We start from the raw sequence: 15165 nt of genomic DNA on the forward strand, positions 1-15165 counted from the left end.
CGGCCCTCAGGACCCGGTGGCGAGGGCGATCCGCAGGGTGCGGATCTCGAACGGGCGGAGGGTGAGGACCGGCCCGGGCCGGTCGGCGGCGTGGACGGGCTCGGCGTCCGGCAGCGGCCGCTCCAGCAGGTCGGTCTCGGTGACGGTGCGCCAGGGGACGGAGACGGCCAGGGTGGTACGGGCCCGGCCGCCATGGGCCTCGTAGAGGCGGACCACCAGGTCGCCGGACGCGTCGTCGGCGAGTTTGACGGCCTCGATCACCACGGCGTCGTCCGCGACGGAGACCAGCGGGGCCACCGCCGTACCACCGGGCACGGCCCGCTCTGCGAGGTTGAGGGCGTAGCCCTCGCGGACGGCGTCGGCGACCGAGGCGCCGAGCAGCAGGCCGTACCGCAGGCGGTGGGTGCCCTGGTCCGCGTCCGGGTCGGGAAAGCGCGGGGCGCGCAGCAGCGACAGCCGCACGGTCGTGGTGGTGCCACCGTCGGGGCGCACGTCGCGGGTGACGTCGTGGCCGTAGGTGGAGTCGTTGACCAGGGCCGCGCCCCAGCCCCGTTCGCCGACGTGCAGGAAGCGGTGGGCGCAGATCTCGAACCTGGCCGCGTCCCAGCTCGTGTTGGTGTGGGTGGGGCGCCGGACGTGGCCGAACGGGATCTCCGCGGTGGAGTGGTCGGCCCGCACGTCCAGTGGGAAGGCCGCCTTGAGGATGCGTTCGCGCTCGTGCCAGTCGATCTCGGTGTCGATGTCGAGGCGCCGGGCACCCTCCCGCAGGGACAGCCGCTGCCGGATCCGCGAGCTGCCGAAGCTGCGGCGGACCTCGACGCCGCCGGGCACGGCCGTCACCTCGTCGGCCACGTCCAGGTCGCGGACGGTGTTGCGGTAGAACGCGTCGAGGTCCCAGGCGTCGTACTCGTTGGGGAAGTCCTGGTGGAGCTGGAGCAGGTTGGCCGCGGCGCCGGGCGGCAGGGCCTCGCGGCCGGCGGCCAGGTCGACGGCGGAGACCACCAGGCCGCGGGCGTCGACGGTGAACCGGACCAGCCCGTTGTCCAGCACCAGGCGGCCGTCCCCGTCCGGCACCGGGTCGACCTCGGGCGCCGGCTCCCCCGCGCGCGGCGCCGAGCCGAACGCGGGGACGCCGCCGCGGGCGTGCGGCGCGCCGTTGAAGACCACCGTGCCGTCCCCGGGGCCGGCCAGCGCCCGCTGCGCCGCATCGACGATCCCGGTCAGTTCGGCGTGGACGGCGGCGTACGTCTCCTCGGCCTGCCGGTGCACCCAGGCGATGGACGAGCCGGGCAGGATGTCGTGGAACTGGTGCAGCAGGACGGTCTTCCACAGCCGGTCGAGCGCCTCGTACGGGTACGGCAGGCCGCGGTGCACGGCGGCCGTGGCGGACCACAGTTCGGCCTCGCGCAGCAGGTGCTCGCTGCGCCGGTTGCCCTGCTTGGTGCGCAACTGACTGGTCAGCGTGCCCCGGTGGAACTCCAGATAGAGCTCGCCGAGCCACACCGGCGCGTCGGGGTACTCGGCGTGGGCGCGCGCGAAGAACGCGGCGGGCGGTTCGATCTCGACCCGCGGCGAGCCCTCCAGGTCGGCGAGCCGCTCGGCGCGGGCCAGCATCTCCCGGGTGGGCCCGCCGCCGCCGTCGCCGTACCCGAACGGCAGCAGCGACCGGTTGGCGGGCCCCTTGTCCTGGAAGTTGCGGACGGTGTGGGCGAGTTCGGCGCCGGTCAGCTCGCCGTTGTAGGTGTCCGCGGGCGGGAAGTGGGTGAAGATCCGGGTGCCGTCGATGCCCTCCCACCAGAAGGTGTGGTGCGGGAACTTGTTGGTGGTGTTCCAGGAGATCTTCTGGGTGAGGAACCAGCGCACCCCGGCGAGTTTCAGCAGCTGCGGCATCGCCGCCTGGTAGCCGAAGGTGTCGGGCAGCCACAGCTCCTCGGTCTCGACGCCGAACTCCTGCGCGTAGAACCGTTTGCCGTGGACGAGTTGGCGGACGAACGCCTCCCCGCCGGTGATGTTGGTGTCGGGTTCCACCCACAGGCTGCCCACCGGGAGGAACTGCCCGCTCGCGGCCTTCTCCCGGACCCGGGCGTAGAGCGCCGGGTGCTGCTCCTTCAGCCAGGCCAGCTGCTGCGCCTGGGACATCGCGAAGCGGAAGCCGGGGTGATGATCCATCAGGTGGGTGACGTTCGAGACCGTCCGGGCGACCTTGCGGGCGGCCTCGCGCAGCGGCCACAGCCAGGCGGTGTCGATGTGGGCGTGCCCGACCGCGGAGATCCGGTGGGCGCCGGCGGTCGCGGGCGCGGCCAGGGCCGGGCGCAGGACGGCCCGGGCGGCGGCCGCGGTGGCCGGGACGTCCTGCACGTCCACGGCGTCCAGGGCCCGTTCGAGGGTGTGCAGGAGCTGCCAGCGGCGCTCCGCGCCCTCGGGCAGGGCGTGCATCAACTCGCCGAGCACGTCGAGGTCCTGGGCGAGCTCCCAGACCTCCCGGTCGAAGACGGTCAGCTCGGCCCGGCGCAGCCGGTAGAGCGGGTCGCCGCCGGCGGCCGCCGCGCCGGTCAGCCAGGCCGGCCGGTCCCCGGCCCGGGTCGGCGCGTGGTGCGCCTCGCCGGGCAGCGGCACGGTCGGGTTGGCGGCGGCCTCCACGTAGTACGTGAAGCGCTCGCCGCCGCTCGCCGGGTCGGCGACGGGGATCCAGGCGTTGCGCGGATTGAGCGCCTTCACCACGCTGCCGTCGGGGCGGTGCACCAGGCCCTCGGTGGAGAAACCGGGGCCGGTGACGTCGAAGCCCAGGTCGAGCACCGCCTCGATCCGCTGCCCCGCCCAGTGGGCGGGGACTTCGCCGCTGATCCGGAACCAGCTGGTCGACCAGGCCGGCCCCCACCGGTGCCCGACCGCGACGGGCCGGTACGGCGCGGCGATCGCCTGCGCGGCGGGCACCGGCTCTCCGGGGGCGTTCCAGATCTCCACCGTCAGCGGCAGCGCGCGGGCGTGGACGGCCGGGCGGACGCGCTGCGACAGGACGCGGGCGAGCCGCTGCTCGGTCAACCGCTGCTTGCTGTGCACGGGGGTGCTCCCTTCGGGGCGGGGCGGGGCGCGGGCGTGGGCGGGTCGGTTCGGTTCCGTTCGGTGGACGGGTCAGTTCAGCGGGCGGCACAGCAGCGCGTCGGGCACGCCGCCGTGGTTCCACTTCCAGGTGTAGGCGACGCCCGCCAGGTACTCGTTGTCGGCGCACTGGCCCTTGTAGTAGCCGGGCGCCCAGTCGCTGGCCGCCGAACCGCCGGTGGCGGGCCGGTTGTCGCCGCTGTCGAACCACACGTTGCGCCCGGTCAGGGGCAGCGCGTTGGCGGCGGGCGCGCACAGCAGGGCGGACATCGCGTTGCGGTTGACGCTGTAGCCGACGGCGAAGGTGTTGTCCGGGCACTGGAGCTTGTTGTAGCCGCTCGCCCAGTCCCCGTGGGTGACGTAGCGCTCGTCGGTGACGGTCGTCCAGGCGCCGGCACCCTTGGCCGGCCGGCCGGCATCGGTGCACAGGCCGCGGCTGTCGCTGCGGCCGAGGCCGGCCAGGCGCTGGGTGTCGGGGCAGTTGCCCTTGCGGTTGCCGTAGGACCAGTCGGGCCCGGCCAGCATGGCGGCGGACAGGTTGGCGTCGTAGTGGTCGAGGTTGAGCATGTTCCAGCGCGGGCCGTCGGCGACCGGTCCGCTGCGGGCGGGGGCGCCGATCAGCTTGTTCCAGTCGGCGGCGCGCCAGTCGCCGGTGTCCATGACGCCGAGCCGGGTGCCGTCCGCCGTGTAGTTGACCATCGCCCAGTTGTCCTGCGGCGTTCCGGTGTTGTCGCTCCAGCCGACCAGCGGCCAGATCGCGAAATCGGTGTCGTTGCGCACCAGGATGTCGGTGAAGTTGTCGAACCAGGCGCGTTCGCGGGCGTCGGCGGGGCCGCGGCCGGCGGCGCCGAACTCGCTGATCCACACCGGTGCGGTGAAGTGCTGGCCGGTGCGGGTGACGAACAGCGCCTCGTCGTCGACCGCCTGGGCGAGCTGGTCGGGGGTGAGTTCCTCGTAGCGCGGGTCGTGGGTCTCGCCGGTGCCGGTGGCGCCGGTGTGCCTGGGGCCGGTGTAGCCGTAGAAGTGCGCGGAGTAGACGAGTTTGTCGGAGCGGATCAGGGTGTTGGACAGGGTGGCGACGGGGGTGAGCATGGGGCGCCAGTGCGGGGTCAGGTCGGTCGGGATGCCCTGCCAGTTGATGCCTTCCATGACGATCAGCAGGTCGGGGTCGGCCTGCAGGATCCGGTTGCCGGCGTCCTCCAGCGCCTGGTTGAGGTCGTGGTCGTCGCCCCAGCCCCAGTTGGCGTCGTTCCAGGTGTCGCGGCGGACCTCGTTGCGCAGGTCGGCGCCGACCACCCGCTTGTTGTCCTGGTACCGCTTGGCCAGGAACACCCAGTCGTCGATCCACTGCTGGGTGGACTGCCCGCTGTTCCAGCGTTCGTTGCCGTCCAGGCCGCAGCAGAACCGGTAGCTGGTGGTGTGGTTGTTGAGGATCACCGCGAAGCCGTCCGCGGTCAGCGCCGCGACCACGGCGTCCATCACCTGCAGCGGTGTCTTGCCCCTGAGCTGCGGGTTGGCCGCGACGGCCGAGTCCGGGACGGCGGTGGTGTCGTGGACGAGCGCGTTGGCGAACGGCAGCCGGATGCTGTTCAGGCCCATGGTGTGGAAGTCCGCCAGGATCCGGGCGATCGGGGTCCGGTCCAGGCCCAGCGGAATGTTGTTCGACATCTGCCGGGCCTGGTGGTTCGCCGGGTCGCGGACGTCGCCGCTGCCCTGCCAAGTGCCTTGGGCTCCGGCCCAGTTGCCGGACTTGAGCTTGAACCGGTCGCCGTTCGCGTCGACCACGTACCGGCCCCGGGTGGACAGCGGGCCGGCCCAGGAGGCGGCGAGCTGCGGGCCGGTGAGGACGGGCGCCGCGACGGTCGGAGTGTCGGCGGCGGACGTGGTGGGCGCGGCGGACGCGGTGGGGGTGAGGGTGCCGAGCACGAGGGCGCACGCCGCGGCGAGGGCGGCGGACGTGCACCGGAGCACGGTGGGGCGAGGTTTCACGGAACGCTCCTGACGAGGGGGAGAGGTGCGTCTTACCTTGCGCGATGCGGTGGTGCGGTGGTGACGCCGGGTCAGCCCTTGAGGCCGCTGGAGGCGATGCCTTCGACGATGTACCGCTGGGCGACCAGGAACATGACGACCAGCGGCGTGATGGTGACCACGGCGCCGGCGAACAGCCCGGGAAGGTTGATGGTCTGCGAGGTGAGGAAGGTGGACAGCGCGATCTGCGCGGTCCAGGCGGACGGGTCCTGGCCGATCACCAGCGGCCACAGGAAGGCGTTCCAGCTGTCGATGAAGGCCAGTGCCCCGAGCGAGGCCAGCATCGCTCCGGAGCTGGGCAGCGCGATCCGCCGGTACAGGCCGAGCCAGCCGAGGCCGTCGAGCCGGCCGGCGTCCTCGATCTCGCTCGGGAACTGCAGGTAGAAGTTGCGGAACAGCAGCACCGCGAACGGGTTGAACAGGCCGGGCGCGACGATGCCCCACAGCGTGTTGACGCCCCCCATCGAGCCGACCACGACGAACGTCGGCACGAAGGTCGCCGAGCCGGGGATCATCAGCGTCGCCACCACCAGCGCCAGCACCACGCCGCGCCCGCGGACGGGAATCCGGGCCAGCGCGTACCCGGCGGCCGAGGCGAGCAGCGTGGACAGCGGCGCGGTGACGGCGGCGACCAGCAGCGAGTTGCCGAGCGCCGGGCCCATCGCGACGGACGGGTCCTGGAACAGCGCGGTGAAGTTGTCGAAGTGCATGGTGGACGGCCACCACGTCCACTCCGGCGCCGTCAGACCCCGGCTGTCCATCAGCGCGTTGCGGAGCATCAGGTAGAAGGGCGCCAGGAAGACCGCGGTCAGCAGGCCGATCAGCAGGCCGCGGACGGTGACGCGGGCGGCCCGCAGCGGGGCGGACAAGGTGCTCATGCGGCGCTCACTCCCCGGCCCGGCCGAAGCCGGTGACCCGGCCCTGGATCAGCGTCACCCCGACGATCAGGGCGGTCAGCAGAAACGCCCCGGCGGAGCCGACGCCGTAGTTCTGGCTTCCCAGCGCGGTGTTGTAGAGGTGGACCAGCGGGGTCTGCACGGGCGCCGTCCCGGTGCCGGACATGCCGCTGCTGAACAGGTTGTAGAACTCGTCGAAGGCCTGGAACGCGGCGATGAACAGCAGCATCAGCACGGCGACGGAGGTGTTGCGCAGCATCGGCAGGGTGACGCCGGTCAACAGCCGTCTGCCGGAGGCCCCGTCGAGCGCCGCGGCCTCGTACACCTCCCGCGGAATGGCTTGCAGGCCGGCCAGGAACAGCACCATGTAGAAGCCGACCTGGAGCCAAAGCCGCAGCGTCACCAGCACCACCCAGTACAGCGGTGGCGAGACGGTCTGCAGCCAAGGCACGGGCTCGGCGCCGAACCAGCCGCCGATCAGGTTGGCGACACCGGTCGGCAGCCCGTTGAACAGGCACATCTTCCACAGCAGCGAGGCCGCCACGTACGAGACGGCGGTCGGGATCAGGAAGGCGGTGCGCAGCAGTGCCCGGCCGCGCCGGACGCGGTGCACGAGCAGGGCGAGGCCGAGCGAGGCCGCGAAGGTGACCGGCACGATGAACGCGGTGAACAGCAGGATCGTCAGCAGCGAGTCGCGGAAGGCATGGTCGGCCAGCAGCGTGCGGTAGTTGTCGAGTCCGACCCAGTGGCCGAGGGCGATGCTGCCGCGCGCCTCGCTGAGGCTGAGCAGGAAGCTCCAGCCGATCGCCAGGTACTTGAAGAGGCCGAGCCCGATCAGCATGGGCGCGGTGAGCAGGGCGAACGCGAGCCGGCCGGAACGGCTCGCCCGGGCGGCCCGGGCGGTGCGGGCCCGTCGGCCGGCCGCGGGACGGGTCCTGTCGAGGGCGGGGATCATCGGCCGAGCTGCTTGTCGATCTCGCTCTGGGCCTTGCCCGCCGCGTCGGCGAGCAGGGCGGCGGGGTCGCCCTGGCCGGTGGCGATCTTCGCCGCGGCCGCGTTGAAGGCGGTGCTGACCGCGGTGTTCCAGGTGCCGGGGTTGTGCCGGCCGTACTTCAGGGCGAGGTCGACGGTCTCCTTCGCGGGGCCGGTGGTGAGCTTGGTCGCGGTGGCGGCCACCGAGGTGCGCGGCGGCACGTGCAGGCCGTAGCTCTCGGCGAAGTCCCGCTGCAGGTCGGAGTTCTGCACCCACAGCCACTGGACGAACTTCTTCGCCGCGTCCACGTGCTGGCCCTTGGCGTTGACGCAGCTGGTCCAGCCGCCGACCCGCAGCACGGGGGTGCCGCCTTCACGGAACGCGGGCCACGGCATGACGCCGAAGTCGTCGCCGAGCGCGGTCCGGACGGCGGGCATCGCCCACAGGCCGCACCACTGCATCGCCGCCATGCCCTGGGTGAACGCGGACGGGTCCCACCAGTCGGTGGTGAAGCCGAGCAGCAGCGACTTGTCGTCGTGCAGGCGCTTGAAGGCGGTGAGCGCCTCCAGGGCCTGCGGCGAGCCGAACGCCACCTTGCCCTCGCGGGTGACCAGTTCGCCGCCGGTGGACATCACGGCGATGGCGGGGCCGTCGCCGGTGCCGTCGGTGCCCAGGTACAGGCCCTTGGACTTTCCGGTGCTCAGCGCCTTCGCGGCGGCGGCCAGGCCGTCGAAGGTGGTGGGCGGGGTGATTCCGGCCGCGGCCAGGACGCTCTTGCGGTAGTAGACCATCAGCACGTCGTCGATCATCTTGACGCCGTACAGCTTGCCCTCGACGGTGACGGTGTCGAGGGCGGCGGCGTTGAAGTCGGCCTTGGCGTCGCCGTAGAGGTCGTCGAGCGGGGCTATCTGCCCGCGGTGGGCGAGGCCCTCGTCGAAGTCGCCGATCTCGAACACGTCGGGGGCCGCGTCTGTCAGCAGGCTGGCGTAGAGCTTGCCCGCGTAGTCGCCCGGGACCCAGGTCACCTTGACCGCGATGTCCGGGTTGGCCTTGGTGAAGGCGGTGGCGTAGCGGAGCACTGCCTGCTGGGTGCCGGCCTCGCCGTAGGCGTGGTACCAGACGTTGAGGGTGGTCCTACCGCCGGAGGACCCGCCGGTGGGATCGGTACTGCAGGCGGTGCTGACGACCGCTCCGGCGGCGATCAGCAGCGATCCGGTGAGGAACCTGCGTCGGTCGATCTGGGGCGCGGGGGTGTTCATGGGGCGCGTGTCCTTGCTGTGAGGGGGTTGCAGGGCACTTGCTCACCCCGACCGGCTCGTCGCCGCTGCCTGCCGGCCCGGGCGGGCGGCGGGCGGAGGTCGGGGGTCAGGAATCGGGGGCCGAAAGGTCGGCGGTCGGACGGTCGGGAAATCGGTGGACGGGGGCCGGCGGTCAAGGGGCCGAGAGGTCGGCAGTCCGGCGGTCGGCAGTCGGGAATCGGTGCCGAGGAGTCAGCGGTCGGGCAGTCAGAGACCGGGAAGTCGGGGGCGGGGTCGGGAAGTCGGAGGGTCGGGCGCGGCTGCGGGTCAGCCGCCGGCCGGAGGTTGCGGGAAGAGCGCCTGGATGGCCACCGCCGCGCCGCCGCGGGCCCATTCCTGCCAGGGCAGCGGGCGCAGCGACAGCGGGCAGCGGGAGGCCGCGCCGAAGGCGTGCGCCGCGTACGCGTCCTGGATGTGACGGCTGAACAGGTCGTAGGCGTCGACGCCCTCGCCGCTGACCACCACCCGCTCCGGGCCGATCAGGTTGACCAGCGCGGCAATGCCGGTGCCGATCGCCTTCCCGGCCCTGGCGAACGCCTCGCGGGCCTCGGGCCGGCCCTCGCGGGCCATCCGGACCACCTCGGGGAAGGTGAGCCGCGGATCTCCGGCCGCCTGCCGGACGGTGTCGAGGATGACGTCGATCGATCCGATCGCCTCGACGCAGCCCCGGGCGCCGCACCGGCAGCGCGGCCCGGCCGGGTCGACGCACAGGTGGCCGACCTCGCCCGCGACGCCGTACGCGCCGCGCATCAGCTGGCCGTTGACGACCAGGGCGGAGCCGATGCCCGAACCGATGGTGACCAGGGCGAAGTAGCCGGTGCCGATGCCTTCGCCGAACCAGTGCTCGGCGACCGTCAGCGCCCGCACGTCGTTCTCCACGGTGACGCTCAACCCGGTTGCGGCCTCCAGTAGTTCGGCCAGCGGGACGTTGCGCCAGCCGAGCAGGCCGGAGTGCCGCAGCCGTCCCCGGTCGCGGTCCACGTCGCCGTTCACCGCGATCCCGAGGTGGCGGGTGCGGGCCCGGAACCCGGGCTCGGAGTCGAGCAGTTCCTCGACCAGTTCGGCGAGCAGCGCAGTGACGGCCTCCGGGGTGCAAACCTCCACCGGCCGGACTGCGGTGTCCCGGATGCCCGCCCTCAAGTCGCATACCGCGCCGAAGAGTTGGTCGGCGCTGATTTTCACGCCGAGGAAGTACTCGCGGTCCCGGTCGACCGCGAGCGGGTACACCGGCCGGCCCGCACCGGGGGCGGTGCGCTCGGGTGGCAGTTCGTACAGGTAGCCACCGTCGATCAGTGGTCGGGCCGCCTTGGTGACGGCCGTCGAGGAGAGCCCGGTGCGGCGCGCCAACTCGACTCTGCTGAGCGGCCCTTCGGCCAGCAGACGGGAAAGGATCGCGGTCTCGGCCGGGGCGCTGACAAGGGGTTGCGAGCGTTGTCGGGACACGTGGGCAATCTAGAGCAAATAAATAACTTCCGACAGTATTGATTCGGGAACCGGGACCGCCCTACGCTCGGGAGCCGCCTCCGGCCGGACGCCACCCAACTCCCTTCGCGCGTCAGGGGTTTCACTCGTGCCCGCCACGCCTCCGCCCGTCAGCTTCGACCCCGACCGCGGCCTCGCGGTCCTGCGCACCCCGAACAGCGTGTACGCCCTGCGCCTGCACCCCGACGGCAGCCCCCGGCACCTGTACTGGGGCGCCCCGCTCGACACCGCCGCCCTGGCGGCGCTGCCCGCCGCCGGCTCCCCCGCCGACAGCAGCTTCGAGGACGACGCCGCCGCCGACGAACTCGCGCCGCAGACCGGCGCGCGCTTCGGCCCGGCCGGCCTCCAGGTCCGCTTCGCCGACGGCACCCGCGGCGCCCAGTGGCGCTTCACCGGCCACCACGTCGACGGCGGCGAACTGCGGCTGCGCCTCCAGGACCGCCGCCGCCCGCTGCGCGCCGAACTCTGCTACCGCGTCCGGCCCGACAGCGACGTGATCGAGCGCTGGACCGAACTGACCCACCTCGGCCCCGCGGACGGCCCCGACGAACCGATCACCGTCGACCGGCTCGACTCGGCCGCCTGGCGGACCCCCGCGCTGGCCGACTACCGGCTCAGCCACCTGGTGGGCGGCTGGAACAGCGAGTTCCAGCTGCGGCGCGACCGGCTGCCGGTCGCCGAGACCGTCCTGACCAGCCGCCGGGGCCTGACCGGGCACCACGCGAACCCCTGGCTGGCCGTGGACGACGGCACTGCGGCCGAGGAACACGGCGAGGTGTGGAGCACCGCACTGGCCTGGAGCGGCAGTTGGCGCATCACCGTGCACCGCGACCCGGTCGGCCGCACCGGCTGGACCGGCGGCTTCGGCCACGACGGCACCGCCTGGACGCTGCGGGCCGGCGAGCGGCTGCACACCCCCGTGTTCGCCGGCCTGTACACCGCGCACGGCTTCGGCGCGTCCAGTGCCGCCTGGCACGACCACGTACGCAGACACGTCCTGCCGCGGCCCGAACAGGACCGGCCGGTGCTGTACAACTCCTGGGAGGCCACCGGCTTCGACGTCTCCGAGGCCGGCCAGCTCCGCCTGGCGCGGCTCGCCGCCGGGCTCGGCGCCGAACTGTTCGTGCTGGACGACGGCTGGTTCGGCACCCGGCGCGACGACCGCTCCGGGCTCGGCGACTGGACGCCCCGGCCCGCCGCCTTCCCCCGCGGGCTGCGCCCGCTGGCCGACGAAGTGCACCGGCTCGGAATGGAGTTCGGACTCTGGGTGGAACCGGAGATGGTCAACCGCGACAGCGAGCTGTACCGCACCCACCCCGACTGGGTGGCGCACTCCCCGCACCTGGACGCCACCGAGCTGCGCCACCAGCTGGTGCTGAACTTCGCCCGGCCGGAGGTCGAGTCCTGGGCCCACGGCACGCTCGACGCCCTGGTCCGCGAACACGCCGTCGACTGGCTGAAGTGGGACGCCAACCGGCCCTTCACCGAAGCAGGTTGGGACGGCCACCCGGACCCGGACCGGCTGTGGATCGAACACACCCGGGCCGTCCACCGGATCATGGACCGGCTGCGCGCCGACCACCCGGGCCTGCGCATCGAGGCCTGCGCGGGCGGCGGCGGCCGGGTCGACCTCGGCATGCTCGCCCGCACCGACCAGGCCTGGACGTCCGACAACACCGACCCGGTCGACCGGATCGGGATCCAGCACGGCTTCTCACAGCTCTTCCCCGCCCAGGCGATGGCCGCGTGGGTCACCGACAGCCCCAACCCGGCGACCGGGCGGAGCACCCCGCTGCGGTTCCGCTTCCACGTCGCGATGGCCGGGGCGCTCGGGATCGGCGGCGACCTGACGTCCTGGTCGGCGGAGGACCTCGCCGAGGCCGCCGAACTCGTCACCCGCTACAAGCAGATCCGCCCGCTCGTCCAGCGCGGCGTCCAGCACCGGCTCGCGCCGCCCGGACCGGTGGGCGCCGTCCACTACGCCTCCCACGACGGCCGGGACCACGCGCTCCTCGCCTGGCGCCCCACCACCCGCTTCGGGCACCCGCCCGCCCCGATCCGCCTGCCCACGCTCGACCCTGCCGCCAACTACCTAGACCTGGACCGGAACCGGGAGTACAGCGGCGCCGTCCTGGTCCACCACGGCATCGAGCCACCGCTGCCGGCCGGCGACTACGCCAGCTGCCTGGTCCGCCTGTGCCGCGCCGACGACTGACCACCGGCGGCTGACCGGCTGCCGCGCAGCGGTCTGCCGCGCAGCCGTGTAACGCGCAGCGGTCTGCCGCGCAGCGGTGTGGCGGCGCGCCCAAGGCCCCTGCCTCGCGGGAGGATTGCGCGGCAGTTGTGCGGGCGGGTGGGAGGTGAGTGCCGGTGTGGACCGACCGCGGTGAGGACGGCGCGGGGTACGGGGTCGGCAGGGTGGGGCGGGTGGTGTCGCTGGGGACCGCCGTCCTGATGTACTGCGTGATGGTCGGCCTGCAGTTCGCGCCGGACGGCTGGCAGACGCCGTCGGTGGTGGTCGCGGTGCCGGCCCTGGTGTCGATGGCGTTCCGGCCGCCGATGATCCTGGCGTCGGCGGTGCTCGCGATCGGCACCCGCTGGGCCTTCGTCCCGGACGAACCGGGCCGGATCGGCGCCGCGATCGGCACCACCTCGGTGATCGTCATCATCGCCGCGCTGGGCGTCTACCTGGTGCACCGTCGCGAGCAGGCGGCCGCGCACCTGGTGGAGGTCAGTTCGGTCGCCGAGGCCGCCCAGCGCGCGATCCTGCGGCCGCCGCCGCCCGTCGTCGGACCGTTCCGCACCGCCGCCGCGTACCGGGCCGCCGCACAGTACGCCCGGGTCGGCGGGGACTTGTACGCGGTGGCGGACACCGCGTTCGGCGTCCGCGCCCTGATCGGCGACGTCCGCGGCAAGGGCCTGGACGCCGTCGCCACCGCCGCCGTCATCCTCGGCTCGTTCCACGAGGCCGCCCAGGACCACGCCCGCCTCGACGACCTCGCGGACCGGATGGACACCAGCCTGCGGCGCCACCTGAACGACTCGGAGGCGTTCGGCACCGCCTTCCTGGTCGAGATCGCCGCCGACGGCACCGCCCACGGGCTGTCCTGCGGGCACCCGCCGCCGCTGATCCTGCACGGCACCGGCGTCGCCGAACTCCCGGTCTCCCCGCGCCCGCCGCTCGGCCTGAGCGGCCTGCTCCCCGACCCGGTGGCCGCGGAGCCCGCACCCGCCGTCCCGCTGGGCCCCGGCGACACCCTGCTGCTGTACACCGACGGCCTCACCGAGGCCCGCGCCGCCGACGGCGCCTTCTACCCGCTGCTCCCCCGCCTGACCGCCCACCTGGAGTCGCAGCCCGACGGCCCCGACCCCGTCGCCCTGCTGGACTGGCTGCACCGCGACTCCCGCGCCTTCGCCACCGGCGGCGCCGACGACGACGCCGCGCTGCTCGCGCTGGCCTGGCCGCGGGTCGTGGAACATCCCAGAAACCTGGGATACCCGGAGCGCCCACCCCTCTGACAGGCTGACCTGTCATGGACGCGCGCAGCAACGATGCTCCGTGCGGGTGAGGAGGCTTCGTGATCGCCGGACTGAATCACCGCCCCGCCACCCCGAACCCCGAGCGCCCACCGCTGCGCTTCCGCCTGCTCGGCCAGCTCGCCGCCGAGACCGGCCACGGCCCGCTCGCCCTCGGCTCGCTCAAACAGCGCGCCGTCCTGGCCGCCCTGCTCGGCCACCCCAACACGCTGCTCTCCACCGACCTGCTGACCGAGGCCGTCTGGGAGGACGAACCGCCCCGGTCCGCCCGCAAGAACCTCCAGGTGTACGTCTCCGGCCTGCGCGGGGCACTCGGCGCAGGGCGCCTGGTGCACCGCCCCGGCGGCTACGAACTGCACGTCGCCGACGAGGAGTTGGACACCCTGCGGTTCGCCGCCCTGGTCCGGTCCGGCCGGGAGGCGGCGGCCCGGCAGGACGACGAACAGGCCGGCCGGCTGCTCGGCGAGGCACTGCGGCTGTGGGCCGGCCCGCCACTGCCGGAACTGCGGCACTCCTCCGCACTGCGGGCCGTCGCCGAACGACTGACCGCCCGCTACCTCGCGGCCGTCGAGGACTGGGCCGAGGTCGAACTGCGGCTCGGCCACGCCGGCCGGGTCGCGGGCGCCCTCACCGACCTGACCGACCGTCACCCCCTGCGCGAACGCCTCCAGGCCGTCCACCTGCTCGCCCTGCACCGCGCCGGGCGGCGCGCCGAAGCACTCGCCGCGTTCGCGCAACTGCGCCAGCAACTCTCCCGCGAACTGGGCCTGTCCCCCGGCCCCGAGCTGGAGGCCTGCCACCGCGAACTGCTCGCCGACCGCCCGACGCCCCCGCCTCCGCCTGCCGCCGCGCGCTCGGGCCGGACCGTGCTGCCGCCGGACACCACCGCGTTCACCGGACGGGAACAGCAGGTCGCGGAACTGGTCCGCGCCGCACGCCGCGCCGAACGGCCGGTGGTGCTGACCGGACCGATCGGCGTCGGCAAGACCGCACTCGCGATCCGCGCCGCCCACGCACTGCGCGACGACTTCCCCGACGGCCGCCTCTTCATCCACCTGCGGGACGCCACCGGCCGCGCCCGCGAACCCCGGGCCGTCGCCGCCGACCTGGCCCGGCTGCTCGCCACCGACACCGCCGACCCCCTGCAGACCTGGCGCGAATGGCTGGCCGAACACCGGGCACTGGTCGTCCTGGACGGCGCCTCCGACGACCACACCACCCACGCCCTGCTCCCACCGCCCGGCCCCGCCGTCGCCCTGGTCACCGGCCGCACCCCCCTCCCCGGCCTCGGCGCCACCCACCGCACCGACCTCGCCCCCTTCACCCTCCCCGAAGCCCTCGCCCTGCTGTCACTCCTCGTCGGCACCCACCGCGTCGACGCCGCCCCCACCGCCGCCGAACGCATCGTCACCGCATGCGGCCTCCTGCCCTCCGCCGTCCGCCTGGCCGGCTACAAACTCGCCGCCCTCCGCCACCTCCCCCTCGACGAATTCGCCGACCGCCTCACCGACCCCCACCGCGCCCTCGACGAACTCGCCGTCGGAGAAACCCGCCTCCGCGACCGCCTCGACACCCAATGGCACGCCCTCACCCCCGACCAACGCACCACCCTCACCCACCTGGCCCGCCACCCCTGGACCCCCACCTTCGACCTCACCCACGCCCGCCACACCCTCGACCTCCCCCCCGCCCCCGCCCTCGCCGCCCTCGAACACCTCATCCTGGCCGGCGTCCTCCTCTGCCCCACCGAAGAAGCCCCCGCCCACATCGCCCACTACTCCCTCCCACGCCTCACCCACCTCCACGCCCACCTCCAACAGCCCGCGCCTGACCGACCGTGAGCACCAGAATG

Annotated in this window: 9 protein-coding genes; 3 read left to right on the top strand and 6 right to left on the bottom strand. The window is 73.6% G+C overall.

The genetic code is table 11. The features are described from left to right. Positions 1–6 precede the first annotated feature (6 nt). From ACFYS8_RS19635 to ACFYS8_RS19660, 6 genes are all read right to left on the bottom strand, one after another. Positions 7–3060, bottom strand: a complete 3054-nt coding sequence (locus ACFYS8_RS19635) for an alpha-mannosidase (RefSeq protein ID WP_387642769.1) — start codon at positions 3058–3060, stop codon at positions 7–9. Positions 3061–3132: 72 nt separating this feature from the next. Next, the gene (locus ACFYS8_RS19640; protein ID WP_387642770.1) at positions 3133–5088 is read right to left on the bottom strand and encodes a glycoside hydrolase family 5 protein; all 1956 of its coding nucleotides are present in this window, start codon (positions 5086–5088) and stop codon (positions 3133–3135) included. Positions 5089–5159: 71 nt separating this feature from the next. Beyond that, positions 5160–6005: a carbohydrate ABC transporter permease gene (locus tag ACFYS8_RS19645; protein WP_387642771.1), complete on the bottom strand. Its 846-nt coding sequence runs from the start codon at positions 6003–6005 to the stop codon at positions 5160–5162. Positions 6006–6012: 7 nt separating this feature from the next. Continuing rightward, entirely contained in the window at positions 6013–6978 is a 966-nt protein-coding gene (locus tag ACFYS8_RS19650) for a carbohydrate ABC transporter permease (RefSeq protein WP_387642772.1), read from the bottom strand. Next, positions 6975–8255 carry an ABC transporter substrate-binding protein gene (locus tag ACFYS8_RS19655; RefSeq protein WP_387642773.1) on the bottom strand — a complete coding sequence of 427 codons (1281 nt, stop codon included), beginning with the start codon at positions 8253–8255 and terminating at the stop codon, positions 6975–6977. The genes ACFYS8_RS19650 and ACFYS8_RS19655 overlap by 4 nt, the downstream gene beginning before the upstream one ends. A gap of 306 nt (positions 8256–8561) precedes the next feature. Beyond that, positions 8562–9737: an ROK family protein gene (locus tag ACFYS8_RS19660; protein WP_387642774.1), complete on the bottom strand. Its 1176-nt coding sequence runs from the start codon at positions 9735–9737 to the stop codon at positions 8562–8564. Between the two features lie 127 nt (positions 9738–9864). On the opposite strand from ACFYS8_RS19660, the gene ACFYS8_RS19665 reads away from it, so the two are divergent. The 3 genes from ACFYS8_RS19665 (at position 9865) to ACFYS8_RS19675 (ending at position 15154) form a co-directional block, all read left to right on the top strand. Next, positions 9865–11991, top strand: a complete 2127-nt coding sequence (locus tag ACFYS8_RS19665) for an alpha-galactosidase (RefSeq protein ID WP_387642775.1) — start codon at positions 9865–9867, stop codon at positions 11989–11991. Between the two features lie 155 nt (positions 11992–12146). Further along, entirely contained in the window at positions 12147–13295 is a 1149-nt protein-coding gene (locus tag ACFYS8_RS19670; protein WP_387642776.1) for a PP2C family protein-serine/threonine phosphatase, read from the top strand. 59 nt (positions 13296–13354) lie between these two features. Then, positions 13355–15154: a BTAD domain-containing putative transcriptional regulator gene (locus ACFYS8_RS19675; RefSeq protein ID WP_387642777.1), complete on the top strand. Its 1800-nt coding sequence runs from the start codon at positions 13355–13357 to the stop codon at positions 15152–15154. Positions 15155–15165 lie beyond the last annotated feature (11 nt).

The organism is Kitasatospora sp. NPDC004615 (assembly GCF_042873545.1).
Lineage (GTDB): Bacteria > Actinomycetota > Actinomycetes > Streptomycetales > Streptomycetaceae > Kitasatospora.

Excerpts from the sequence above, each read along its gene's own strand:
- ACFYS8_RS19650 (WP_387642772.1), bottom strand. The coding sequence starts at position 6,978 with ATGATCCCCGCCCTCGACAGGACCCGTCCCGCGGCCGGCCGACGGGCC.
- ACFYS8_RS19655 (WP_387642773.1), bottom strand. The coding sequence starts at position 8,255 with ATGAACACCCCCGCGCCCCAGATCGACCGACGCAGGTTCCTCACCGGA.
- ACFYS8_RS19645 (WP_387642771.1), bottom strand. The coding sequence starts at position 6,005 with ATGAGCACCTTGTCCGCCCCGCTGCGGGCCGCCCGCGTCACCGTCCGC.